The sequence below is a fragment of the Stenotrophomonas sp. S49 genome, assembly GCF_016624905.1.
Taxonomy (GTDB): domain Bacteria; phylum Pseudomonadota; class Gammaproteobacteria; order Xanthomonadales; family Xanthomonadaceae; genus Stenotrophomonas.
Window position 1 is genome coordinate 1 of sequence record NZ_JACVUD010000071.1, and the last position, 22,637, is coordinate 22,637.

Annotated in this window: 22 protein-coding genes; 8 read left to right on the plus strand and 14 right to left on the minus strand. The window is 67.2% G+C overall.

What is annotated here, in order from left to right; translation table 11 throughout:
• Positions 1 to 267: 267 nt before the first annotated feature.
• Complete coding sequence (gene ubiE / locus IAE58_RS14500; RefSeq protein WP_108750494.1) at positions 268 to 1,029, minus strand: bifunctional demethylmenaquinone methyltransferase/2-methoxy-6-polyprenyl-1,4-benzoquinol methylase UbiE; 762 nt, start codon at positions 1,027 to 1,029, stop codon at positions 268 to 270.
• An 81-nt stretch (positions 1,030 to 1,110) separates the two neighbouring features.
• On the opposite strand from ubiE, the gene IAE58_RS14505 reads away from it, so the two are divergent.
• The 5 genes from IAE58_RS14505 to IAE58_RS14525 all read left to right on the plus strand — a co-directional run bounded on the left by IAE58_RS14505 (position 1,111) and on the right by IAE58_RS14525 (position 3,479).
• Positions 1,111 to 1,563 (plus strand): nucleoside deaminase, encoded by a 453-nt coding sequence (locus tag IAE58_RS14505; RefSeq protein WP_108750493.1) that lies wholly within the window; start codon positions 1,111 to 1,113, stop codon positions 1,561 to 1,563.
• A gap of 200 nt (positions 1,564 to 1,763) precedes the next feature.
• Complete coding sequence (locus IAE58_RS14510) at positions 1,764 to 2,024, plus strand: hypothetical protein (protein ID WP_199934036.1); 261 nt, start codon at positions 1,764 to 1,766, stop codon at positions 2,022 to 2,024.
• A gap of 75 nt (positions 2,025 to 2,099) precedes the next feature.
• Entirely contained in the window at positions 2,100 to 2,426 is a 327-nt protein-coding gene (locus IAE58_RS14515; protein ID WP_108750491.1) for a hypothetical protein, read from the plus strand.
• A gap of 70 nt (positions 2,427 to 2,496) precedes the next feature.
• Complete coding sequence (locus IAE58_RS14520; RefSeq protein WP_199934037.1) at positions 2,497 to 2,919, plus strand: low affinity iron permease family protein; 423 nt, start codon at positions 2,497 to 2,499, stop codon at positions 2,917 to 2,919.
• Positions 2,920 to 3,026: 107 nt separating this feature from the next.
• The gene (locus IAE58_RS14525; protein ID WP_199934038.1) at positions 3,027 to 3,479 is read left to right on the plus strand and encodes a transposase; all 453 of its coding nucleotides are present in this window, start codon (positions 3,027 to 3,029) and stop codon (positions 3,477 to 3,479) included.
• Between the two features lie 166 nt (positions 3,480 to 3,645).
• Here the strand turns inward: IAE58_RS14525 and smeF are convergent, their stop codons facing one another.
• From smeF to smeD, 3 genes are read right to left on the minus strand one after another with little or no spacing between them, the layout of a single operon-like run.
• Positions 3,646 to 5,031, minus strand: coding sequence for a multidrug efflux RND transporter outer membrane subunit SmeF (smeF, locus tag IAE58_RS14530; RefSeq protein ID WP_199934039.1), 1,386 nt, complete (start codon positions 5,029 to 5,031; stop codon positions 3,646 to 3,648).
• Between the two features lie 58 nt (positions 5,032 to 5,089).
• Positions 5,090 to 8,212, minus strand: a complete 3,123-nt coding sequence (gene smeE / locus IAE58_RS14535; protein ID WP_199934040.1) for a multidrug efflux RND transporter permease subunit SmeE — start codon at positions 8,210 to 8,212, stop codon at positions 5,090 to 5,092.
• Positions 8,213 to 8,224: 12 nt separating this feature from the next.
• A complete protein-coding gene (gene smeD / locus IAE58_RS14540) occupies positions 8,225 to 9,412 on the minus strand; it encodes a multidrug efflux RND transporter periplasmic adaptor subunit SmeD (RefSeq protein ID WP_108754192.1) in 1,188 nt (395 codons plus the stop codon).
• A gap of 227 nt (positions 9,413 to 9,639) precedes the next feature.
• Between smeD and IAE58_RS14545 the strand changes: the two genes are divergently transcribed.
• On the plus strand, positions 9,640 to 10,293 hold the full coding sequence (locus IAE58_RS14545; protein ID WP_108754193.1) for a TetR family transcriptional regulator: 654 nt from the start codon (positions 9,640 to 9,642) through the stop codon (positions 10,291 to 10,293).
• A 153-nt stretch (positions 10,294 to 10,446) separates the two neighbouring features.
• Here IAE58_RS14545 and hslU read toward each other — a convergent pair whose 3' ends face one another.
• From hslU to IAE58_RS14585, 8 genes are all read right to left on the minus strand, one after another.
• On the minus strand, positions 10,447 to 11,820 hold the full coding sequence (gene hslU, locus IAE58_RS14550) for an ATP-dependent protease ATPase subunit HslU (RefSeq protein WP_199934041.1): 1,374 nt from the start codon (positions 11,818 to 11,820) through the stop codon (positions 10,447 to 10,449).
• A gap of 89 nt (positions 11,821 to 11,909) precedes the next feature.
• Positions 11,910 to 12,461 carry an ATP-dependent protease subunit HslV gene (gene hslV, locus IAE58_RS14555; RefSeq protein WP_005411093.1) on the minus strand — a complete coding sequence of 184 codons (552 nt, stop codon included), beginning with the start codon at positions 12,459 to 12,461 and terminating at the stop codon, positions 11,910 to 11,912.
• 111 nt (positions 12,462 to 12,572) lie between these two features.
• Entirely contained in the window at positions 12,573 to 13,451 is an 879-nt protein-coding gene (gene xerC, locus IAE58_RS14560; RefSeq protein WP_108754194.1) for a tyrosine recombinase XerC, read from the minus strand.
• A 16-nt stretch (positions 13,452 to 13,467) separates the two neighbouring features.
• Entirely contained in the window at positions 13,468 to 14,142 is a 675-nt protein-coding gene (locus IAE58_RS14565) for a DUF484 family protein (protein ID WP_108754195.1), read from the minus strand.
• Positions 14,139 to 14,990, minus strand: a complete 852-nt coding sequence (gene dapF / locus IAE58_RS14570; protein WP_199934042.1) for a diaminopimelate epimerase — start codon at positions 14,988 to 14,990, stop codon at positions 14,139 to 14,141. The genes IAE58_RS14565 and dapF overlap by 4 nt, the downstream gene beginning before the upstream one ends.
• On the minus strand, positions 14,983 to 15,222 hold the full coding sequence (locus IAE58_RS14575; protein ID WP_108750481.1) for a lipoprotein: 240 nt from the start codon (positions 15,220 to 15,222) through the stop codon (positions 14,983 to 14,985). The genes dapF and IAE58_RS14575 overlap by 8 nt, the downstream gene beginning before the upstream one ends.
• 92 nt (positions 15,223 to 15,314) lie before the next feature.
• Positions 15,315 to 15,737: a YbaN family protein gene (locus IAE58_RS14580; protein ID WP_108757198.1), complete on the minus strand. Its 423-nt coding sequence runs from the start codon at positions 15,735 to 15,737 to the stop codon at positions 15,315 to 15,317.
• Positions 15,738 to 15,791: 54 nt separating this feature from the next.
• A complete protein-coding gene (locus IAE58_RS14585) occupies positions 15,792 to 17,903 on the minus strand; it encodes a S9 family peptidase (RefSeq protein ID WP_199934043.1) in 2,112 nt (703 codons plus the stop codon).
• 145 nt (positions 17,904 to 18,048) lie between these two features.
• Here IAE58_RS14585 and IAE58_RS14590 point away from each other — a divergent pair, with 145 nt between their 5' ends.
• Positions 18,049 to 19,233: a pyridoxal phosphate-dependent aminotransferase gene (locus IAE58_RS14590; protein ID WP_199934044.1), complete on the plus strand. Its 1,185-nt coding sequence runs from the start codon at positions 18,049 to 18,051 to the stop codon at positions 19,231 to 19,233.
• A gap of 120 nt (positions 19,234 to 19,353) precedes the next feature.
• Here IAE58_RS14590 and IAE58_RS14595 read toward each other — a convergent pair whose 3' ends face one another.
• Both IAE58_RS14595 and IAE58_RS14600 read right to left on the minus strand, forming a co-directional pair.
• On the minus strand, positions 19,354 to 21,450 hold the full coding sequence (locus IAE58_RS14595) for a prolyl oligopeptidase family serine peptidase (RefSeq protein ID WP_199934045.1): 2,097 nt from the start codon (positions 21,448 to 21,450) through the stop codon (positions 19,354 to 19,356).
• Between the two features lie 69 nt (positions 21,451 to 21,519).
• Entirely contained in the window at positions 21,520 to 21,843 is a 324-nt protein-coding gene (locus IAE58_RS14600) for a hypothetical protein (RefSeq protein ID WP_199934046.1), read from the minus strand.
• A 126-nt stretch (positions 21,844 to 21,969) separates the two neighbouring features.
• Between IAE58_RS14600 and IAE58_RS14605 the strand changes: the two genes are divergently transcribed.
• Positions 21,970 to 22,578 (plus strand): lipocalin family protein, encoded by a 609-nt coding sequence (locus tag IAE58_RS14605; RefSeq protein ID WP_108754201.1) that lies wholly within the window; start codon positions 21,970 to 21,972, stop codon positions 22,576 to 22,578.
• The last annotated feature ends 59 nt before the right edge of the window (positions 22,579 to 22,637 follow it).

Below are 22,637 nucleotides of genomic sequence, written 5' to 3' on the forward strand. Positions count from 1 at the left end.
GCCCTGGCCGCCTCCTGGGAGCAGCCGGCGGCCAGGGCCACGGCCAGCGGAAGGAGCATCAGCGGATTACGCATGAATCGGGACCGTTACGGGGATCAAACCCCAATGGTACCTCCCTCCGGCCCCGCAGGCGTTGCGCGATGCGGGGTAAGGCCGGCCGGGGGGCCCCCCTGCGGCGTTGGTAGGTGCCAACCTTGGTTGGCACGGTGTGTCAGCGCCCGGCGTGGGCCCAGTGCCGACCAAGGTCGGCACCTACCAGGGCAGGGCTTACAGCTTGTAGCCGGAATGGATCGAAACGATGCCGCCGGTCAGGTTCTTGTAGTGGCAGCGCTCGAAACCGGCCTGCCCCATCATCGCCTTCAGTTCTTCCTGCGGCGGGTGCTTGCGGATGCTTTCGGCCAGGTACTGGTAGCTGTCCGAATCGTTGGCGAACAGCTTGCCCAGCTTCGGCAGGATCCTGAACGAGTGGAAATCGTAGATCGGCTTGAACCAGTCGGCGGTGACTTCGGAGAACTCCAGCACGCGGGCCTGGCCGCCCACCTTCAGCACGCGGTACATCTCGCGCAGGCCGGCATCCTTGTCGGTCACGTTGCGCAGACCGAAGGCGATGGTGACCAGATCGAAGCTGTTGTCCGGGAACGGCAGGGCTTCGGCGTTGCACTGCACGTAGTCCAGGCCCAGCACCAGGCCACGGTTGGTCAGGCGATCACGGCCGACCGACAGCATGCCGGCGTTGATGTCGCCCAGCACCACCGAGCCCTCGGCGCCCACGCGCTCCTTCAGCAGGGCGGCGATGTCGCCGGTGCCGCCGGCCAGGTCGAGCACGCGGTCGCCCGGCTTCACCTGCGCGGTGGCTACGTAGTAGCGCTTCCAGGCCCGGTGCACGCCCAGGCTCATCAGGTCGTTCATCAGGTCGTAGTTGCGCGCGACCGAAGTGAACACCTGCCCGACCAGCTTCTGCTTGTCCTTGGCGTCGACGTCGCGGAACCCGAAGTGGGTGGTACCGGATTTGTAGGGGGATTCGCTCATGCCCCCGATTATCGCACCGCTGGGGCCGCTGCGGGGCAACGGCGCCGTATCATGGCCGGCCATGACCCACCGGAGCCCCGCATGATCACCACGCCCGACTACCAGGCCCTGCTGCAGACCGCCATTGCCGAAGCCCGCCAGGGCCTGGCCGAAGGCGGCGTGCCGATCGGCGCGGCGCTGTACCACAACGATGGCCGCCTGCTGGGCTGCGGCCACAACCGCCGCGTGCAGGAAGGCGACCCGTCGGTGCACGGCGAAACCGATGCCTTCCGCAAGGCCGGCCGCCAGCGCCGCTACCAGGACACCATCATGGTGACCACCCTGGCCCCGTGCTGGTACTGCTCCGGGCTGGTGCGCCAGTTCAACATCGGCACCGTGGTGGTGGGCGAATCGCGCACCTTCCAGGGCGGCATCGACTGGCTGCGCGAGAACGGCGTGAACGTGATCGACTTGGACAGCCAGGAATGCGTGGATCTGCTGGGCGGTTTCATTGCGCAGCATCCGGACATCTGGAACGAAGACATCGGCGAATAAGCCGCCGCGCCGTGAAGGCGCTGCACGCTTTATGAATTCTTCAGCGCCGGCACCGCCTTGTGCCGGCTGCGTCTGCGGCGTTGCGTGCGCACTGCTGCACAGTCAGCCACGTCAGTTGCACACACGCCACTAACATCGCGTGCACGCAAGGGGCCTACGGTGGAATGCACCGGGGCCCGTTGCTCCGGCGGAGCCAGCCGATGAGCGCGCACGCCGCACCTTCCCTGCCCGACCACCCGGCCGTTGCCGGCATCCGCGAACGCCTGCGCCAGCAGTTCGCGCTGCACCGCCGTGGCGCGCCGTTCTGGGCTGCCTACCAAGGCCTGCAGCTGGAAGTGATGCGCGAGCACCCGCGCGACCAGGTGCAGCTGTGCAATGCCATGGCCGACATGGCCGAAGCACTGGGCGCGGTGGAGCATGCGCAACTGCTGGATGCGCACACCGGATGCACGCCGCACTGACACTGCATGCACCGGCAACCCACGACACTCGGCATCAGCCCCCACTCCCTTTCACCTTCTGCCCATTGGATCGTCATGCACGCTGAAGTCCCCACCATTCCCCCGGTCATCAATGTCGACGCCGAGCTGGACCACTGGCGCCGCCAGCATGCCGATGGCGCGCTTGCGCACAACTCGTTCGGTTCGTACGTGCCGTGGGTCAAGTTCGCCTGCGATTCGCTGATCACCCAACCGCGTGCCAGCGATGCGCAGCGCGACGAGATGTTCCAGACCCAGTACGCCCTGCAGATCATGCCGCGCCTGACCGAGGCGCAGGCCCGCGAGTTCGTCGAACGCTGCTGGCAGCACGTCTACCAGAGCAGCCCGGTGCGCAGCCAGCAGGCGCCGCGCCTGCGCGCCTGAGGCCCGCCGCTGCACGGCCCGTGCACGGGCCAGTGCCGATCATCCGCGTCATTCCCCTGGAACGACCCCGATGAGCGCACGCAACCTGTTCAACACCCTGGCCAAGAAGGCCTCCGCCGCGGCGGGCTCGCCGTGGACCTTCCTGGCAGCGATCAGCATCGTGGTGCTGTGGGGCATCAGCGGCCCGGTGTTCGGTTTCAACGACACCTGGCAGCTGGTCATCAACACCGGCACCACCATCATCACCTTCCTGATGGTGTTCCTGATCCAGCACACGCAGAACTCTGATACCGCGGCGATGCAGATCAAGCTGGACGAGCTGATCCGCGCCACGGCCGATGCCAACAACGAGTTGCTGGATCTGGAAGAGATGGATGAGGAGCGGCTGGAGGAGATCCGCGCCGAGTACGAGCGCATGGCCCGCGAGGCGGGTGACGCACTGGCGCGGGTACGCGCATGCCGCGTTCCCCCGCGCGATGATGAAGCGGTGTAGCGCCCGCGCCGGGCCATGCCCGGCGAGCGCGCAGCGCGGAATAGCCCCACACGCACCCAGGGCGCATGCTGATGGATACATCCAGACCTGCTCCGCAGACTGGCTCAATGTTCAGCCGTCATCTTCAGCGTGGCCGCGAATCTCGCATCGATGGGTACTACGTACTCACCACCGTCGTACTGCAACGACGCCCCATATTCGCAGATCCTCGCTGCGCTGCGTGCCTTGTAGATACTCTGCGCTTCATCGAATGCGCGGGAATCAGCCGTTCATTTGCATGGGTGGTCATGCCTGACCATGTTCATTGGTTGGTGCAGCTACGCGCAGGAACACTCGCACGGATGATGGGAACGTTGAAATCGCGAAGCAGCCGACTGATTGGGCAACAGTTCGGGGTCGAGACGCCCTTGTGGCAACCGAGCTATTTCGACCACGGCGTTCGTAATGAGGCTGCGCTGAGGCGCCACGCGCTGTATATCCTCGGAAACCCGATCCGTGCAGGTCTCGCTACCGCGCTGGACGAATACCCGTTCGCCTGGTGCCGCTGGCCCATGTGGTAGCGCCGGGTCGCACCCGGCGAGCGCGCAGCGCGGCCATGGCGAAGAGCCGCCGGGCATGGCCCGGCGCTACCGGATTACGCACGCCGGGTAGCGCCGGGTCTCACCCGGCGAGCGCGCAGCGCGGCCATGGCGAAGAACCGCCGGGCATGGCCCGGCGCTACCGTTGTCAGCTGCGCTCGCGCCAGCCGCCGCCCATCACCTTGTACAGGGTGATGCGGTTGGCCTGCTGTGCCAGCTGCGCCTGCAGCTGGGTCTGCTGTGCGCTGTAGGCGGTGCGGCGCGCATCGAGCAGGGTGACGAAGCTGTCCAGGCCGGCGTCATAGCGTGCCTGCGACAGGCGGTTGGCCAGCTCGGCCGCTTCCACCAGACGCTGCTGCGAGGCCACCTGCTCGTCCAGGCTGACGTTCAGCGCCAGCGCATCGGCGGTTTCGCGGAAGCCGGTCTGGATCGACTTTTCATACTCGGCCAGTGCGATATCGCGCTCGGCATTGGCTACGGCCAGGTTCGCGCGCAGCTTGCCGCCCTGGAAGATCGGCAGGGTGATGGTCGGAAGGAAGCTCCACACCCGGGTGCCACTGTCGAACAATCCAGACAGTTCGCCCGAGCTGCTGCCTACGCTGCCGGTCAGCTGGATGCTGGGGAAGAACGCGGCGCGCGCGGCACCGATGTTGGCATTGGCGGCCAGCAGCTGGTGTTCGGCGGCCATGATGTCCGGGCGCTGCAGCAGCACGTCGCTGGGCAGCCCCGCCGGCGGCGGCGCCAGCGCCAGTACCTGCGGTGCGATGCTGTCCGGCAGCAGTGCCGGATCGACCTGGCCACCGGCCAGCAGCGCCAGTGCATTGCGGTCCTGCGCCAGCTGGCCGCGCAGACGCGCCGCGTCGGTGCGTGCGGTTTCCACCAGCGTGCGCGTCTGGCTGAGCTCCAGGCCCGAGCTGCCACCGCGCTCGTGGCGTGCTTCGGCCAGGCGCAGCGAGTCCTCGTAGGTCTTCAGGGTCGCTTCGGCAATCTTCAGCTGCTGCTGGTCGGCGCCGTAGGTCAGCCATGCGGTGGCGGTCTCGGCCACCAGGCTCAGCTGCGCGTTACGGCGGTTGGCGGCCACGGCGAAGTACTGCTGCAGCGCCGCTTCGCTCAGGTTGCGCACGCGGCCGAACAGATCCAGCTCGAACTCGGCCACGCCCAGGTTGGCGCTGAACTGTTCGCTGACCGGCACATCACCGCCGCTGCGCTGCATCTGCCCCTGCGCGGCCAGCGCGGGCACGCGGTCGGCGCGCTGTACGCGGTACTGGCCGCGCGCCTTTTCCACGTTCAGCACGGCCACGCGCAGGTCGCGGTTGTTGGCCAGGGCCTGGCCGATCACCTCCTGCAGGCGCGCATCGGTGAAGAAATCGCGCCAGCCGACGGCGGCCGCATCGGCCACCTCACCTTCGGTGGCTTCAGCCGGCCACTGCGCGGGAATGCCAGGGGCGACGGCGGTGTTCTTCGGCACCAGGGTGGAACAGCCGCCCAGCACAAGGGCCACGGCGGCAGAAAGAACAAGGGTATGGAATTTCATGGCGACACCTTGGGGTCACGATGGCGGCGCCGGACAGGGCCCGGCGCCGCCGGCAGGGTTACGCCGCGGTCTTGCGCTTGAACACGCGCTGCACGACCACGAAGAACAACGGAATGAAGAACACGCCCAGCACGGTGCCGACCAGCATGCCGCCCAGCACGCCGGTGCCGATGGCACGCTGCGCACCGGAACCCGCACCGGAGGCGATGGCCAGCGGCAGCACGCCCAGGCCGAAGGCCAGCGAGGTCATGAGGATCGGGCGCAGACGGTCACGCACGGCGTGCATGGTCGCTTCGATCAGGCCAACGCCCTTCTCCAGGTTTTCCTTGGCGAATTCCACGATCAGGATCGCGTTCTTGCTGGTCAGGCCCACCGTGGTCAGCATCGCCACCTGGAAGTAGATGTCGCGTTCCATGCCACGGAAGGTGTTGGCCAACACGGCACCCAGGATGCCCAGCGGCGCCACCAGCAGCACCGAGGTCGGCACGCTCCAGCTTTCATACAGGGCGGCCAGGCACAGGAACACGATCATCAGCGACAGCGTGTACAGCAGCGGGGTCTGCGAACCGGCCTGGCGTTCCTGGTAGGACAGCGCGGTCCATTCGATCTCGAAGCCCGCCGGCAGGTCCTTGGCGATGCGCTCGATCTCGGCCATGGCATCGCCCGAGGCAACGCCGGCGGCCGGCTCACCCTGGATTTCCATCGCCGACACGCCGTTGTAGCGTTCCAGGCGCGGCGAACCGTAATCCCAGCGCTTGGTGGCGAAGGCACTGAACGGCACCATCTCGCCCTGCCCGTTCTTCACCGACCAGACGTTGAAATCGTCCGGGTTCATGCGGAACGGTGCATCGGCCATCACGTACACGCGCTTGACCCGGCCACGGTCGATGAAGTCATCGATGTAGCTGCTGCCCCAGGCCGCGGCCAAGGTGTTGTTGATCGAGCTGATCGACAGACCCAGCGCGTTGGCCTTTTCCACGTCCACGTCGATGCGCAGCTGCGGCGTATCTTCCTGACCGTTGGGGCGCACGTTGGCCAGCAGCTTGCTCTGCCCTGCCGCACCCAGCAGCTGGTTGCGCGCGGCCAGCAGGGCGTCGTGGCCCTTGCCGCTGGTGTCCTTCAGGAAGAACGTATAGCCCGAACCAATGCCCAGCTCCGGCATGGCCGGCGGCGGGAAGGCGAAGATGAAGGCGTCCTTGATCTGGCCCAGTGCGCCCATCGCACGCCCGGTGATCGCACCCACGCTCTGGTCGGCATCACGCTCGCTCCAGTCCTTCAGCTTCACGAACGCCATGCCCGCGTTCTGGCCCATGCCGGCGAAGCTGAAGCCCTGCACCGCGAAGATCGACTCGACGGCGTCGGCTTCGTTCTTCAGGAAGTGGTCTTCCAGCTTGGCCATCGCTTCCAGGGTACGCTCCTGGGTGGCGCCGACCGGGGTCTGAACCAGCGCCATCATGATGCCCTGGTCTTCGTTGGGCAGGAACGAGCTGGGCAGGCGCGCGAACAGCACGCCCATCACCACGGCCAGCGCCAGAAAGATGCCCATGAAGCGCCACGGGCGGTGGATGATGCCCTTCACGCCGCGCTGGTAGGTTTCGCTGGAACGGTCGAAGCCGCGGTTGAAGCCGTTGAAGAACCGGCCGACCAGGCCACGGTGGGCCACATGGTGCTCGCCCTTCTTCAGCGGCTTGAGCATGGTGGCGCACAGCGCCGGGGTCAGCACGATCGCCACCAGCACCGACAGCGCCATGGCCGAAACAATGGTGGCCGAGAACTGGCGATAGATGATGCCGGTGGAGCCGCTCATGAAGGCCATCGGCACGAACACCGCCGACAGCACCAGGCCGATGCCCACCAGCGCGCCGGTGATCTGGCTCATCGACTTGCGGGTGGCTTCCAGCGGCGACAGGCCCTCTTCGGACATGATGCGTTCGACGTTCTCCACCACCACGATGGCATCGTCCACCAGCAGGCCGATGGCCAGCACCATGGCGAACATGGTCAGCATGTTCACCGAGAAGCCCAGCGCAGCCAGCACGCCGAAGGTACCCAGCAGCACCACCGGCACCGCGATGGTGGGAATGAGGGTGGCGCGGAAGTTCTGCAGGAACAGGTACATCACCACGAACACCAGCACGATCGCTTCGATCAGGGTCTTGATGACGCCCTTGATCGAGACCTTCACGAACGGGGTGGTGTCGTACGGAATGACCGTTTCCAGGCCGGCCGGGAAGCTGGCCTTCATGTCATCCAGTGCCGCGCGCACGCCTTCGGCGGTATCCAGCGCGTTGGCGCCGGTGGCCAGGGTGATGGCGATACCGGTGGACGGCTTGCCGTTGTAGCGGGTGACGAAGTCGTAGCTTTCCGCGCCCAGTTCCACGCGGGCGACGTCGCCCAGGCGCAGTTCGCTGCCATCGGTGCCACCGCGCACCAGGATGTTGCGGAACTGCTCCGGGGTCTGCAGGCGGTCCTGCGCGTTGATGGTGGCGTTGAGCTGCTGGCCCTTTACCGACGGCGCACCACCCAGCTGGCCGATGGCCACCTGTGCGTTCTGCGCGGTGATCGCTGCGGTCACTTCATCGACCGACAGCTTGTAGGTGTGCAGCTTGTTCGGGTCCAGCCAGATGCGCATGGCGTACTTGCCGCCGAACACCTGGATGTTGCCCACGCCCGGCACGCGGCTGAGGGTGTCGACGACATTCGAACCCACGTAGTCGGCGATGTCGTTGGCATCCATGCTGCCATCGTTGGACACAAAGCCCAGCACCTGCAGGAAGCCGCTGCTGGACTTGGCCACGTTGATGCCCTGCCGCTGTACTTCCTGCGGCAGCAGCGGCATGGCCAGCTGCAGCTTATTCTGCACCTGCACCTGGGCGATGTCCGGGTTGGTGCCGGCTTCGAAGGTGAGGGTGATGGTGGCCTGGCCGTTGGCCGAGCTGTTGGACGAGAAGTAGATCAGGCCATCCAGGCCCTTCATGTTCTGCTCGATGATCTGCGTGACCGAGTCCTCGACCACCTTGGCCGATGCACCGGGGTAGGTGGCGCTGATCTCGACGGCCGGCGGGGCCACTTCGGGATACATCGACACCGGCAGCTTCATCACCGCCAGCGCACCGGCCAGCATGATGATGATGGCGATCACCCACGCGAAGATGGGTCGATCAATAAAGAAACGTGCCATGGAATTCTCCGCTTACTTCGCGTCGCCGGCCGGCTGCGCGGCAGGCTGCGGGGCGGCGTCCGGCGTGGCCGGAGCAGCGCCCTTCTCGGTGGCCTGCACGGGCATGCCGGGGCCAATCTTCTGCAGGCCTTCAACAATGACCTTGTCACCCGGCTGCAGGCCGTCCTCGACCAGCCACTTGTCGGCGATCGCGCGGCTGACCTTCACCGGACGCACTTCCACCTTGTTGTCCTTGCCCACCACCATGGCGCTGGTATCGCCCTTGGCGTCGCGGGCGATGCCCTGCATCGGCACCAGCACCGCATCGGCACGCACGCCGCCGCCGATCACCGCGCGCACGTACATGCCCGGCATCAGCAGGCCGTCGGGGTTGTCCACCTTCACCCGCAGCGCGTAGCTGCCGGTGGTCGGGTCCACGCTCACTTCGGAAAACTCCAGCGCGCCCTTGTGCGGGAACTCGCTGCCGTCTTCCAGCAGGATGGTGACCGGCAGGGTCTGGTTGTCCTGCAGGCGGCCGGCGGCCAGTTCGCGGCGCAGCTGCAGCAGCTCGGCCGAGGACTGGGTCAGGTCGACGTAGATCGGGCTGAGCTGCTGCACGGTGGCCAGCGCGTCGGCCTGGCCGGCGCTGACCAGCGCGCCCTGGGTGACGCTGGACTTGCCGATGCGGCCGCTGATGGGCGCGGTGATGCGGGCATAGCCCAGGGTGACGTTGGCCGCATCCAGCGAGGCCTTGGCGGCACCGACATCGGCCTCGGCCTGCTTCTGCGCGGCCACGGCGTTTTCCAGGTCCTGCTGGCTGACCGCATCGACCTTGGCCAGTTCGGTAATGCGCTTGGCGCTCAGGCGTGCGGCGTTGGCGGTGGCTTCGGCGCGGGCCAACTGGGCGCGGGCGCTGTTGGCCTGGGCGCGGTAGCTAGCGTCTTCAATCTGGTACAGCGGCTGCCCTTCCTTCACCAGGCCGCCTTCAGCGAACAGGCGCTTGGCGACGATGCCGCTGACCTGCGGGCGCACTTCGGCCACCAGGAAGGCATTGGTACGGCCGGGCAGCTCGCGGGTCAGGCCCACGCTTTCCGACTTCAGGGTTACCACGGTCACCTGGCCGGGGCCTTGCTGGGGCTGTTCGGGTTGGCCACCGCAGGCGGCCACGGTCGCGGCGATGGCCAGCGACAGCAGGAAAGGACGGATTCGGGTCAGGTGCATGGGGCTGGGGGCTCGCGGGTAGAGGAAATTCTCAGGGCGCCCTGATACGACTGCCGGGCACCAGAAACGGGCTGGGTGGTCGCGAGGGGGCTGCCCTCCCCGGGGCATGGGCAGGCGCACATACACGGCGGGGAGCGTGGATGCGAAATATACATACATGCTTGTTTGTTTGTAAAGCGGTACAATTCAGCCAGGTTTCACCGGCATTCGTACCCACTCACCGACCCATGGCGCGCAAGACCAAAGAGGACACCCAGGCCACCCGCGAAGGCATCCTTGATGCTGCCGAGGCCTGTTTCCATGAACACGGGGTGGCCCGCACCACGCTGGAGATGATCGGCGCGCGCGCCGGCTATACCCGCGGCGCGGTGTACTGGCACTTCAAGAACAAGACCGAGGTGCTGGCCGCGATCATCCAGCGGGTGCACCTGCCCTTCATGCAGGAGCTGGAACGCACGTCCAGCGATGAGCGGCAGACACCGATCCACGACCTGCGCGCGGTGATGATCTACTCGTTCATCGAACTGTCCGAGGACGAGCGCCTGCGCAAGACCATGGAAATCATGCTGCGCAGCGATGCCTCGTCGGAAAGCCGGGCGCTGGCCGAACTGCAGCAGTCCGGCTTCCGCGATGCGCTGGACCGGATGGAACGTGCGCTGCGCCGGGCGCAGGACCTGGGCCAGCTGCGCGCCGGTGCCGACCCGAAGATTGCCGCGCGCATGCTGCACGCCACCGTGCTGGGCGTGCTGCACGGGGCGATGGTGGAACCGGAGCTGATGGACCTCAAGCGCGACGGCATGCTGGCGCTGGACATGACCCTGGCCGCCTACGTGAAGGACGGCGTGTTCGTGCCGGGGTCGATTCCCGAGCCGCTGCCGTAGGGTCGGCGCCACCTGGTAGATCCACGCCATGCGTGGATCCGCACGCGCATGGGATCCGACCCCATGAAAAAGGCCGCCTTTCGGCGGCCTCATGCGTTATGGGTCGGGGGGGCAGAGCCCTCGCTGGCGCGAGGGATCCGACCCCGCCTGGCATTACAGGATGTAGCGGCTCAGGTCCGGGTCCTGCACCAGTTCACCCAGGTGGGCATCGACGTAGGCGCTGTCGATGGCCAGGGTTTCACCGTCGCGGTCCGGCGCTTCGTAGCTGAGCGAATCCAGCAGGCGCTCCAGCACGGTGTGCAGGCGACGGGCACCGATGTTCTCCTGGCGCTCGTTCACCTGGAAGGCGATCTCGGCCAGGCGGTCGATGGCATCGGCGGTGAAGCTGACCTTGACGCCTTCGGTGCCCAGCAGCGCTTCGTACTGCTTGGTCAGTGCGGCCTTGGGCTCGGTCAGGATGCGCACGAAATCGTTCTTGCTGAGCGCGCCCAGTTCCACGCGGATCGGGAAACGCCCCTGCAGTTCCGGAATCAGGTCGCTGGGCTTGGCCAGGTGGAACGCACCGGAGGCGATGAACAGGATGTGGTCGGTCTTGATCGTGCCGTACTTGGTGGACACGTTGGAACCTTCCACCAGCGGCAGCAGGTCGCGCTGTACGCCTTCGCGCGACACATCGCCACCACCCACGTTGTCTCCGCGCTTGGCGACCTTGTCGATCTCGTCGATGAAGACGATGCCGTGCTGTTCGCAGGCTTCGATCGCCGCGGTGCGGATATCGTCTTCGTTGACCAGCTTGCCGGCTTCTTCTTCCACCAGCAGCGGGCGCGCGGCCTTGATGGTCAGCGTGCGCTTGTGTGCCTTGGCGCCACCGCCCAGGTTGGCGAACATCGACTTCAGCTGCTGGCCCATTTCTTCCATGCCCGGCGGGGTCATGATGTCCATGCTGACGTTGGCAGCCAGATCCAGTTCGATCTCGCGCTCGTCCAGCTCGCCGCTGCGCAGCATCTTGCGGAACTTGATGCGGGTTTCGTTGTCCTGCGCCGACGGTTCGTTGCGTGCGGCTTCCGGATCGAAACCGATACCGCCACTGCGACGCGGCAGCAGCGCATCCAGGATGCGGTCTTCGGCGCGCTCTTCGGCCTGCGTGCGCACGCGCACCTTGGCCTGCTCGCGATAGAGCTTGACCGCGGTGTCGGCCAGGTCACGGATGATCTGCTCCACGTCCTTGCCGACGTAGCCCACTTCGGTGAAGCGGGTCGCTTCGACCTTCACGAACGGCGCGTTGGCCAGGGTGGCCAGGCGGCGTGCGATCTCGGTCTTGCCCACGCCGGTGGGGCCGATCATCAGGATGTTCTTCGGCATCACTTCGTTGCGCAGCTCAGGCACCAGCTGCATGCGGCGCCAGCGGTTGCGCAGGGCGATGGCCACCGCGCGCTTGGCGTCGTGCTGGCCCACGATATGCCGGTCCAATTCCTGCACGATCTCGCGCGGGGTCATGGTGGCAGAGGAAACTTCGATCTTCGACATGGATGTGCTCACGAATGCGTTGTCGATGACGCCGGAACCGAACGGCTCCGGCCGGTAGCGCCGGGCCTTGCCCGGCGGATCGGGGAGCCTTACAGCTCCTCGACCACCACGTTGCGGTTGGTGTAGATGCAGATGTCGCCGGCAATGCCGATGGCTTCGCTGGCAATCGTGCGTGCATCCAGTTCGGTGTGCGCCATCAGCGCGCGTGCGGCCGACAGGGCATAGGAACCGCCGGAACCGATGGCGATGATGCCGTCCTCCGGCTCGATCACATCGCCGGTGCCGCTGATGATCAGCGAGGTTTCCTTGTCGGCCACGGCCAGCAGGGCCTCCAGCTTGCCCAGGCGGCGCTCGGTGCGCCAATCCTTGGCCAGCTCGACGGCCGCGCGCTGCAGTTGGCCATGCTTTTCCAGCTTGGCTTCGAACAGTTCGAACAGGGTGAAGGCATCGGCGGCGGCGCCGGCGAAACCGGCCAGCACCTGGCCGTCGCGGCCAAGCCGGCGGACCTTGCGTGCATTGCCCTTCATCACCGTGTGGCCCAGCGTGACCTGGCCATCACCGGCAATGGCCACGTGCTCGCCGCGGCGGACGCAGACGATGGTGGTGGCGTGGAAAACGTTGGGATTCTGACTGGGGTCCATGCGGCCTCCGATAGCTGTTCACCGGACATGGGGACAGCGGCGGGGGCGATCAAGCCTGCGCGGATGGCTGCCGTTCAGCGGCAGCAATGCGCTCGCGGGCATGGCCCGGCGCTACCCGGTCGGTTTGCGCTTGGCGCGCGGGTGGGACGCGTCGTAGACCTTGGCCAGGTGCTGGAAATCCAGATGGGTGTAGATCTGGGTGGTGGCGATGTCGGCGTGGCCCAGCAGCTCCTGCACGCCGCGCAGATCGCCCGACGATTCCAGGATGTGGCTGGCGAAGCTGTGCCGCAGCATGTGCGGGTGCACGTGCTTGAACAGGCCCTGGCGCTGCGCCAGCTGGCGGATGCGCACCTGCACCGCACGCTGGCTGATCGGCCCGTTGCGGCCGGGAAACACCGGCAGGGCCGGCAACCCGCCACTTTCACTGCGCCAGGCCAGCAACGCCTCGCGTGCCGGCCGCCCGAACGGCACCCGGCGCTGGCGGTTGCCCTTGCCCATCACGTTCACCAGGCCGCTGGCGAAATCCAGGTCGCGCCAGGTCAGCGCGCAGACTTCGCTCAGGCGCAGGCCCGACGAATAGAATAGTTCCAGCAGCGCGCGGTCGCGACGGCCCAGCTCACCTTCCGGCTCCAGCTCGACCAGCTGCACCGCTTCATCGGCATCCAGCACCTGCGGCAGGCGCCGCGGCGCGCGCGGTGCCTTCAGGGTGGCCGCGGGGCTGGCCTCGATGCGGCCATGGCGCAGCAGCCAGGCGTAGAAGCTGCGGCAGGCCGACAGGCGGCGCTGCAGACTCTTGGCCGACAGCCCGCGGCGGTGCTCGTCGGCCACGAACTGGCGCACGGCGTCCACGTCCAGCGCCTCCACCGCCACACCGCGCGGCTCGGCCCAGACCGACAGCGCATCCAGGTCGCGGCGGTAGGCGTCGAGCGTGTGCGCCGACATCCGCCGCTCCACCTGCAGGTGCTGCAGGAACTGCTGTACCGCGCTCATCGAGGCAGCGCTCCGTTCAGTCGTGGAATCGCTTCAGGCCCGTGGCCAGGGCATCACCCATCATGCGCAGGAACAGCGTGCCCATGCCCGGGTAGAAGCGATTCGGGTCGTGGCTGCCCACGGCAATCAGGCCGACGCCCGGCAGCGGCAGCAGGGCGGTGGTCTGCACTTCCTCGCTGCGCACGCCGTACAGCACGGCGTTCTTGTCGGCCTGCAGGCGGCCGCAGATCGGCTCGCCATCCTTCAGGCAGTCGCGGAACGGGCCCAGCTGCGGGTCATCGGCGGCGATCACCTGCAGCCAGTCGGCCTGTTCCAGCCCGGCCACCGGCGCATGCACCACCAGCCGCACCAGATCGCCGGCGAAGTCTTCCTGCAGCGAGGCCGCCATCGCGCGCAGGGTATCGGCGGCGTTGTCCTGCTTCATCAGGGCCAGGGTCAGCTGGTGGGTACGCACCGCCAGCCGCTCGTTCACCTGGGCGGTGGCGCCCAGGTCGGCCAGCCGCCGTGCCAGCTCGCGGTTCTTCTCGCGCAGCACTTCCAGCTGGTAGCTGGCCAGCGACGCGGTGGGGCCGTCGTCGCGCGGCACCACCAGGGTAAGGGCCAGGTCGGGAAACTGCTTGAGGAAGCCCGGATGCCGCCGCAGCCAGCTGGCGACTTCGTGGGCCCCGAGCTTGTCGGCGGTCTCAGTCATGCACTCCACTCCCCTTCGAAGACGAATGCGGTCGGTCCGGCCATCACCACCGGCTGGCCTTCACCGGGCCACTGGATACGCAGTTCACCACCGGGCAGGCTGATGCGGGCATCGCGCTGCAGGCGGCCGCGCTGCATCAGGGTGACCGCCGCGGCACAGGCACCGCTGCCGCAGGCCAGGGTCTCGCCCACGCCGCGTTCGAACACGCGCAGGCGCGCATGGTCCGGCGCCATCACCTGGGCAAAGCCCACGTTCACCGAATTGGGGAACGAGGCGTGCTGCTGCAGCAGGCCGCCCACGCGCTCCACCGGCGCGGCATCGACCAGGCCCACTTCGATCACCGCATGCGGGTTGCCCATCGACACGGCGGCGAAGCGCACGCTCTCCCCCTGCAGCGGCAGCAGGTACTCCTCACGCGGGTGGGCAAAGCCCACCAGCGGCACCTGCGCCGGTTCGAACGCCGGCACGCCCATGGCCACCGAGAACCGGCCATCGCCCAGCACCTGCACGGCATGGCTGGCCAGCGGGCTGTCGATGACGAACCGCGCGCCCTGCGCACTGCCCTCGCGCACCAGCCAGGCTGCGATGCAGCGCGCGCCATTGCCACACTGTTCGGAATTGGAACCGTCGGCGTTCCAGATGCGGTACGAGGCCACCGAGCCTTCCGCACGCGGTGGCTCAATAGTCAGGATCTGGTCGCAGCCCACGCCGGTATGGCGGTCGGCCAGGCGCGCGGCCAGTTCCGGCGACGGCGGCGGGGTGCCGTCGCGCAGGTCGATCACCACGAAATCGTTGCCTGCGCCGTGCATCTTGCTGAAGCGCAGCGCGTTGTTGCCAGCCTTACTCATTCCCGTCGTCCACCGGCTTGATCGGGTCGGGGGTGGTGGACGGACTGCCGTCGCTGGTCGGCTGGGTGGCCGGCGGCGTGGCCTCGGCATCGGCGGCCGGCTCAACCACTTCTTCCACCGGCACCGGCTTCTGCGGCAGTACCAGCGGGCCCTTGTTGCCGCAGGCGGACAGGAACAGCAGCGAGGCCGCTGCCAACGGAATCAGAATGGCATTGCGATGGGGGATCTTCATGGCCCCGAGTATAGCCACTGGCGGCTGAGCGGTAGGTAGAGTCGACCGTTGGTCGACCATCGCGCGCAGCGCGGGGTTTTCGCCACGGCCCGTCAAGCGTCCGGCGGCAGCGGCCGCGTCCACAGCCAGATCGCCACCACGGTCATGCTGCCGATGGAAAACCACTTCACCCAGGCAATGGGCACGCACCACAGCATGATGCCGGCGCACACGGCCATGGTGATCGTGGCCATCCACTTGCCGTAGCGGCTGACCGCGCCGTGGGCCTGCCAGTTGGCGATGGCCGGGCCGAAGCGCGGGTGCTGCAGCAGCCAGGTGTGCAGGCGCTCGGAACCGCGCGAGGCGGCCCAGGCGGAAATCAGGATGAATACGGTGGTGGGCAGGCCCGGCACGAAGATGCCGACGATGCCGGTGCCCAGGCTGACATAGGCCAGCAGCCACCAGGCCCAGCGGAAACGCACCACGCGCGGGGGCGGAGCGGGATCGCGGGCCGGGGGCGGTTCGGGCAGGGTCATGGCAGCAAGAATACCGGTTCAGGGTGCCAGGCAGTGCCCGGCACCCCACCCCACTTACGGCTGGGCGATGCCCAGCTGCTGCAGCACGAACGCATACGACTCGGACAGTTCGCGGTAGCGCTGGAAACGCCCGGACTTGCCGCCGTGGCCGGCTTCCATGTTGGTGCGGAACAGGATCGGCAACGACCCGGTGTTGTCATCGCGCAGCTTGGCCACCCACTTGGCCGGTTCCCAGTACTGCACCTGCGAATCCCACAGGCCGGTACCCACGAACAGCGCCGGGTAGGCCTGCTTCTTTACGTTGTCGTACGGCGAGTAGGACAGCATGTAGTCGTAGTACGGCTTCTGTTCCGGGTTGCCCCACTCGTCGTACTCGTTGGTGGTCAGCGGAATGGTCGGGTCGAGCATGGTGGTGACCACGTCCACGAACGGCACCTGCGCCACCATCACCCGGTAATCCTGCGGCGCCTGGTTGGCCACTGCGCCCATCAGCAGGCCACCGGCACTGCCACCGGAAGCGGCCACCCGGTCCTTCGCCGCCCAGCCCTGCGCCACCAGCGCGCGGGTCACGTCGATGAAGTCGTTGAAGGTGTTCTGCTTGTGCAGCAGCTTGCCGTTCTCGTACCAGTCGCGGCCCATTTCCTGGCCGCCGCGGATGTGCGCGATGGCATACACCACGCCCCGGTCGAGCAGGCTGACCGCCGTCTGGTTGAAGTACGGGTCCATCGACATGCCGTAGCTGCCGTAGGCGTACTGGAACAGCGCGCCCTTGCCATCCTTCTGGTAGCCCTTGCGGTAGACCAGCGACACCGGCACCTTCACGCCGTCGCGCGCAGTCACCCACACACGGTCGGTTTCATACTTGCTGGCGTCGTAGCCGATCACCGGCTGCACCTTCAGCTGGCGGCGCTCACCGGTGGCGGTATTCAGTTCGAACACCGTGGTCGGGGTGGTCATCGAGGTATAGACGTAGCGCAGCCACGGCGTATCGGCCTCGGTGTTGTCGCCCAGGCCCATCGAGTACGCCGGCTCGTCGGCCTTCACGTAATCGGTGCGGCCGTCCTTGAACAGCAGGCGCACACGCTCCAGGCCCTCGGAACGCTCGGCAATGGCGGTGTAGCTGTCGAACAGCTCGAAGCCTTCGATGAACACCGCATCGTCGTGGGCGATCCAGTCCTTCCACTGCGCGCGTGAGGTGGCATCGGTGGGCGCGGTGACCAGCTTGAAGCTCTTCGCGCCATCGTTGGTGCGGATCACCCAGCGGCCATCGTAGTGGTCGGCGTCGTATTCCACGTCGCGCTGGCGCGGGGCCAGCACGGTGAAGGTGGTCGGGTCGCTGGCCGGGGCGTAGCGCTCTTCCGACGACACCGTGCTGTGCACGCCGATGGTGATGAAGCGATCGTCGCGGGTGCGGCCGATGCCCATGTAGAAGCTGTCGTCCTCTTCTTCGTAGACCACGGTATCGGCGCTGGCCGGGGTGCCCAGCACGTGTTTCTTCACCCGCACGGTCAGCAGGGTTTCCGGGTCGTTTTCCACGTACAGCACGGTGCGGTTGTCATCGGCCCAGACCAGATCGCCGGAACTGCCGGTGATCACATCGGGCAGCACCTTGCCGGTGCGCAGGTCCTTGAAGCGGATGGTGTACTGGCGGCGGCCCACATCGTCGTCGGCCCAGGCCAGCAGCTGGTTGTCCTGGCTTACGTCCATCGAACCGACGTTGAAGTAGCCCTTGCCGGCGGCCATCGTGTTCACGTCCAGCAGCACTTCTTCCGGCGCTTCCATGCTGCCCTTGCGGCGCGCATGGATGGGATAGTCCTGGCCGGTCTCGAACCGGCTGTAGTACCAGTAGCCGCGCTCGCGCGCCGGCACGCTGGCATCGTCCTGCTTGATGCGGCCGACGATTTCCTTGTAGAGGGTGTCTTCCAGCGGCTTCAGCGGCGCCAGCAGCTGGTCGGCGTAGGCATTCTCGGCCTGCAGGTAGGCCAGCATGTCCTTGTTTTCGCGCGTGTCGTCGCGCAGCCAGTAATAGTCGTCGTTGCGGGTCGCGCCGAACGGCGCCTTGACCTCGTGCGGACGCTTCTGGGCATCCGGCGGAACGGGCGGGGTGGCGGCGGTAGCGGTGCTGGTCATCAGGCTGGCAAGCAACAGGCAGAGGGTGGGTTTCATGAAATAAGGGTCCTGGTGCGGTTACGCAATGGCGTCCGTGGCGTAGGTCGGGTCGGGCTTGCTCGGCTGACCGCAACAGCAGTCGAGCAAGCTCGACTCTACCACCGCCGCAGCGCCCCTCCGGCGTGCGGCGTACCATGGGCGCATGAGCACCCTGCCCCACACGCCGGGCTACAGCCGGCGCAGCCATGAAATCGCCCCGTTCCACGTGATGTCCCTGCTGGCCCGCGCACAGGCGCTGGAACAGGCCGGCCACGATGTGATCCACCTGGAGATCGGCGAGCCGGACTTCACCACCGCCGAACCCATCGTGCGCGCCGGCCAGGCCGCACTGGCCGCCGGCCACACCCGCTACACCGCCGCGCGCGGCCTGCCGGCGCTGCGCCAGGCGATCAGCGGTTTCTATGCCCGCCATTACGGGCTGGACATCGATCCCGAGCGCATCCTGGTCACCCCGGGCGGTTCGGGCGCGCTGCTGCTGGCCAGCAGCCTGCTGGTCGATCCGGGCCGGCACTGGCTGCTGGCCGATCCGGGCTATCCGTGCAACCGCCACTTCCTGCGGCTGGTGGAAGGCGGCGCGCAGCTGGTGCCGGTCGGCCCGGAGACCGCCTACCAGCTGACCCCATCGCTGGTGGAACAGCACTGGAACGCCGACAGCGTCGGTGCACTGGTCGCCTCGCCCGCCAACCCGACCGGCACGGTGCTGTCGGCCGAGGAACTGGCCGCGCTGTCAAAGACGCTGCGTGCGCGCGGCGGCCATCTGGTGGTGGACGAGATCTACCACGGGCTGACCTATGGCTTGGATGCGCCCAGCGTGCTGCAGGTAGATGACAGCGCGTTCGTGCTGAACAGCTTCTCCAAGTACTTCGGCATGACCGGCTGGCGCCTGGGCTGGCTGGTGGCGCCGCCGGCCGCGGTGCCCGAGCTGGAAAAGCTGGCGCAGAACCTGTACATCAGCGCCTCGAGCATTGCCCAGCACGCGGCGCTGGCCTGTTTCACCGACGAGGCCATGGCGATCTTCGAACAGCGCCGCGAGGCGTTCCGCGAGCGCCGCGATTTCCTGCTGCCGGCCCTGCGCGAACTGGGCTTCCGCATCGAAGTGGAGCCGCAGGGCGCGTTCTACCTGTACGCCGATGTCAGCGCGTTCACCGACGACGCGCAGGCCTTCTGCGCGCACTTCCTGGAAACCGAGCACGTGGCGTTTACGCCGGGGCTGGACTTTGGCTTCCACCGCGCCAACCAGCACGTGCGGTTGGCGTACACGCAGGAAGTGCCGCGGCTGCAGGAAGCGGTGGCGCGCATCGCGCGCGGGTTGCAGCGGTTCCGGTAGCGCCGGGCCATGCCCGGCGAGCGCGCAACGCGACCAAGGAGCCGCCGGGCATGGCCCGGCGCTACCGTTCAACGGATACCCAACGAAAAACGCCGCCCGAAGGCGGCGTTTTTCATTCCATCACTTTCCGCCCAAGCGCTCCCACAGGAAGCTGTAAGCCAGCGCGGACATATGCGCGGCCTGTGCGTTGTTGGCTGCACCGCCGTGGCCACCTTCGATGTTCTCGTAGTAGGTCACGTCCTTGCCGGCCTCGATCATCTTGGCCGCCATCTTGCGGGCATGGCCCGGATGCACGCGGTCATCGCGGGTGGAGGTGGTGAACAGCACCGGCGGGTAGTTCTTCTTCGCGTCGAACAGGTGGTACGGCGAGAAGGTCTTGATGAACTCCCAGTCGCTGGTGTCCGGGTTGCCGTACTCGGCCATCCACGACGCACCGGCCAGCAGGTGGCTGTAGCGCTTCATGTCCAGCAGCGGCACCTGTACCACCACCGCGCCGAACAGCTCCGGGTACTGGGTGAGCATGTTGCCCGTCAGCAGGCCACCGTTGCTGCCGCCCTGCACGCCCAGGTGCTTGGCGCTGGTGATCTTGCGGGTGACCAGGTCCTGGGCAACGGCGGCCATGTCTTCATAGGCCTTGTGACGGTTCTGCTTCAGCGCCGCCTGGTGCCAGCGCGGGCCGTACTCGCCACCGCCGCGGATGTTGGCGACCACGTACACGCCGCCCTTTTCCAGCCACGCGCGGCCCATGCCGCCGGAATAGTTCGGGGTGAGCGAGATTTCGAAACCGCCGTAGCCGTACAGCAGGGTCGGGTTGGAGCCGTCCAGCTTCATCGCCTTGTCATGCACCACGAAGTACGGCACGCGGGTGCCGTCCTTGCTGGTGGCGAAGTGCTGTTCGATCACCTTGCCGTCGGCATCGAAGAAGGCCGGCATGGTCTTCAGCGTTTCCGGTGCCTTGCCGATCTCGGCCAGGGCCAGGGTGGTCGGGGTCAGGTAATCGGTGGCGGTCAGCCAGACCGCGTCGCTGTCATTGCTGTCGACTGCGCCCACGGCCAGCGTGCCGAACGACGGCGCGCCGACGAACTCGCTCTTCTGCCAGCCCTTGGCGCCCGGGGTCAGCACCGACAGACGATTCTTCACGTCATCCAGTACGTTCAGCACCAGGTGGTTGCGGGTCCAGGCGGTGCCGGCCAGCGAGGTGGTGGCGGTGGGCGTGAACAGCACTTCGAAATCGCGCTTGCCGGCCTGGAAATCGTCCAGCTTGGTCGCCAGCAGTGAACCGGAGGCGTAGGTCTTGCCACCCACGGTCCAGGCATCGCGCAGTTCCAGGGTCAGCCACTGCTTGTGCAGGCCTTTCTCTGCCGAATTCGGCGCATCGATCTTGCTCAGCGTGCCGTCGTCGGCGCGCAGGTACAGTTCGTTGTTGTAGAAGGCCAGCGTGCGGCTGACCAGGTTGCGCTCGAAGCCGGGGGTGTCATCGTGCATGGCCGCGATGTACATGTCCTCCGGCTTGCCTTCGTAGACCACGCTGGCCGAGGCCATCGGCGTGCCACGCTTCCACAGCTTGGCAATGCGCGGGTAGCCGGAGGTGGTCATCGAACCGGCACCGAAATCGGTGTAGACGAACACCGTGTCGCGGTCGATCCAGTTCAACCCGCCCTTCGACTCGGGGCGGAAGAAGCCGTCCTTGATCCAGGTTTTGCTGGCCAGGTCGAATTCGCGGGTGACATCGGCGTCGGCGCCGCCGCGCGACAGCGCGATCAGGCAGCGGCTGTAGTCCGGGCGCAGGCAGTCGGCGCCGTGCCAGACCCAGTTCTCACCTTCGGCCTTGTTCAGCGCGTCCAGGTCGAGCACGGTTTCCCACTGCGGCGAGGCCTTGCGGTACTCGGCCAGCGTGGTGCGGCGCCACAGGCCGCGTTCGTGCTGCTTGTCCTTCCAGAAGTTGTAGTAGTACTCGCCGATCTTCTGCACGCCGGGAATCTTGGCGTCCGAATCGAGCACCTCGCGGATGCTCGTTTCCATCTGCTTGAACGCCGGCGTCTGCGCCAGGCGCGCCTCGGACTTGGCGTTCTGTTCCTTCACCCAGGACAGCGGCTTGTCGCCGGTCACGTCCTCCAGCCAGGCGTAACGGTCGGTGTCTTCAGCGGCCACGGCGGTCCCCACCGAGGCGCCGGTCATCATGCCGGCCAACAGGCAGGCGGAAGCGAATCGCGACATTGCAGCTCCAGGCAGTCATTAGCCGTGAAACGCTAGCACGGTTCGGACGGGCCGCCCCCGTGTCGAAGGTCAGGCTGTGGCCGCCTGCCCGCGTGCGCGCCGCTGCCGGCGCGACGGACGCCGCCGTGCCTGCTGCTGCGGCCCGCGCAGCCGCCGCAGGGCCGCCCGAAGCGGCAACGGACAGCCCAGCAGGGCCCACCACGCCACCAGCGGCATGCCGACCAGCCACAGCGGTGCCCAGCCCAGCCAGGCGTGATGACCGCGTGCAGCCGGCCACACCAGCACCAGCGCCACACCTGCCAGGGCCAGCTGCTGCACCAGGCGCAGCACGCGCGGATCGGGGCGCTGCCTGAGGCGTTCAGCTGAGGGGCGATGTGCGGTGCGTGCGTTCATGGTCGGTCTCCCGTGGTCGATGGTGCACAGCGTGGCGGCAACGCTTCTCACGGGCTGCGACACCATTGACGGATCGGCTGCACCCAGTGACCATGCGCGGGCAAGCCCACTGGAGCCCGCTCCCGCATGTCCCCGATCCGCCCGTTCTGCGCCATGGTGTTGGCCCTGTCACTGGGAGGCGCCGCGCTGGCTGCCGAAGATCCGCCGGCATCGCGCAGCGCGCTGCCTGACCGTACGGCCATCGATCCGGATGCCCCGGTCGACCTGCAGCGCTTCATGGGGACCTGGTATGTGATCGGCCGCGTGCCGAATTTCATCGAACGTGGCCACGTGGCCAGCGTCAACCAGTACGAACTGCGCGACGACCACAAGGTCGCCATCACCTACCGTTACCGCGATGGCTTCGGCCAGCCGCTGCAGGAAGTGCGGGCGCGCGCCAGCGTCGATGCGGACAGTGGCAACCACGCGTGGCGCACCTGGTTCTACCGGGTAGTACCGACCCATTCGCGCGTGCTGGAAGTAGCACCGGACTATTCGTGGGCGCTGATCGGCTATCCCGGCCGCGAGATGGCCTGGATCTTTGCCCGCCAGCCGGACATGGACAAAGCGCTGTACAAGGAACTGGCCGAGCGCCTGCGTGACGAGTACGGCGTGAACACCGACAAGCTCAAGCGCGTGCCGCAGCATCCCGAACAGGTGGGCAAGCTCGGTTACGAAGTGCCGAACGTGCGGTGAGATAGCGTTCGCCGGGGGGGGGGGCCCGCGCGGGGGGGGGGGCGCGGGGGGGGGGGTCG

What these genes read in the sequence shown, in the direction of transcription:
- ubiE (WP_108750494.1), bottom strand. Translation starts at nt 1,029, where the DNA reads ATGAGCGAATCCCCCTACAAATCCGGTACCACCCACTTCGGGTTCCGC.
- IAE58_RS14505 (WP_108750493.1), top strand. Translation starts at nt 1,111, where the DNA reads ATGATCACCACGCCCGACTACCAGGCCCTGCTGCAGACCGCCATTGCC.
- IAE58_RS14510 (WP_199934036.1), top strand. Translation starts at nt 1,764, where the DNA reads ATGAGCGCGCACGCCGCACCTTCCCTGCCCGACCACCCGGCCGTTGCC.
- IAE58_RS14515 (WP_108750491.1), top strand. Translation starts at nt 2,100, where the DNA reads ATGCACGCTGAAGTCCCCACCATTCCCCCGGTCATCAATGTCGACGCC.
- IAE58_RS14520 (WP_199934037.1), top strand. Translation starts at nt 2,497, where the DNA reads ATGAGCGCACGCAACCTGTTCAACACCCTGGCCAAGAAGGCCTCCGCC.
- IAE58_RS14525 (WP_199934038.1), top strand. Translation starts at nt 3,027, where the DNA reads ATGTTCAGCCGTCATCTTCAGCGTGGCCGCGAATCTCGCATCGATGGG.
- smeF (WP_199934039.1), bottom strand. Translation starts at nt 5,031, where the DNA reads ATGAAATTCCATACCCTTGTTCTTTCTGCCGCCGTGGCCCTTGTGCTG.
- smeE (WP_199934040.1), bottom strand. Translation starts at nt 8,212, where the DNA reads ATGGCACGTTTCTTTATTGATCGACCCATCTTCGCGTGGGTGATCGCC.
- smeD (WP_108754192.1), bottom strand. Translation starts at nt 9,412, where the DNA reads ATGCACCTGACCCGAATCCGTCCTTTCCTGCTGTCGCTGGCCATCGCC.
- IAE58_RS14545 (WP_108754193.1), top strand. Translation starts at nt 9,640, where the DNA reads ATGGCGCGCAAGACCAAAGAGGACACCCAGGCCACCCGCGAAGGCATC.
- hslU (WP_199934041.1), bottom strand. Translation starts at nt 11,820, where the DNA reads ATGTCGAAGATCGAAGTTTCCTCTGCCACCATGACCCCGCGCGAGATC.
- hslV (WP_005411093.1), bottom strand. Translation starts at nt 12,461, where the DNA reads ATGGACCCCAGTCAGAATCCCAACGTTTTCCACGCCACCACCATCGTC.
- xerC (WP_108754194.1), bottom strand. Translation starts at nt 13,451, where the DNA reads ATGAGCGCGGTACAGCAGTTCCTGCAGCACCTGCAGGTGGAGCGGCGG.
- IAE58_RS14565 (WP_108754195.1), bottom strand. Translation starts at nt 14,142, where the DNA reads ATGACTGAGACCGCCGACAAGCTCGGGGCCCACGAAGTCGCCAGCTGG.
- dapF (WP_199934042.1), bottom strand. Translation starts at nt 14,990, where the DNA reads ATGAGTAAGGCTGGCAACAACGCGCTGCGCTTCAGCAAGATGCACGGC.
- IAE58_RS14575 (WP_108750481.1), bottom strand. Translation starts at nt 15,222, where the DNA reads ATGAAGATCCCCCATCGCAATGCCATTCTGATTCCGTTGGCAGCGGCC.
- IAE58_RS14580 (WP_108757198.1), bottom strand. Translation starts at nt 15,737, where the DNA reads ATGACCCTGCCCGAACCGCCCCCGGCCCGCGATCCCGCTCCGCCCCCG.
- IAE58_RS14585 (WP_199934043.1), bottom strand. Translation starts at nt 17,903, where the DNA reads ATGAAACCCACCCTCTGCCTGTTGCTTGCCAGCCTGATGACCAGCACC.
- IAE58_RS14590 (WP_199934044.1), top strand. Translation starts at nt 18,049, where the DNA reads ATGAGCACCCTGCCCCACACGCCGGGCTACAGCCGGCGCAGCCATGAA.
- IAE58_RS14595 (WP_199934045.1), bottom strand. Translation starts at nt 21,450, where the DNA reads ATGTCGCGATTCGCTTCCGCCTGCCTGTTGGCCGGCATGATGACCGGC.
- IAE58_RS14600 (WP_199934046.1), bottom strand. Translation starts at nt 21,843, where the DNA reads ATGAACGCACGCACCGCACATCGCCCCTCAGCTGAACGCCTCAGGCAG.
- IAE58_RS14605 (WP_108754201.1), top strand. Translation starts at nt 21,970, where the DNA reads ATGTCCCCGATCCGCCCGTTCTGCGCCATGGTGTTGGCCCTGTCACTG.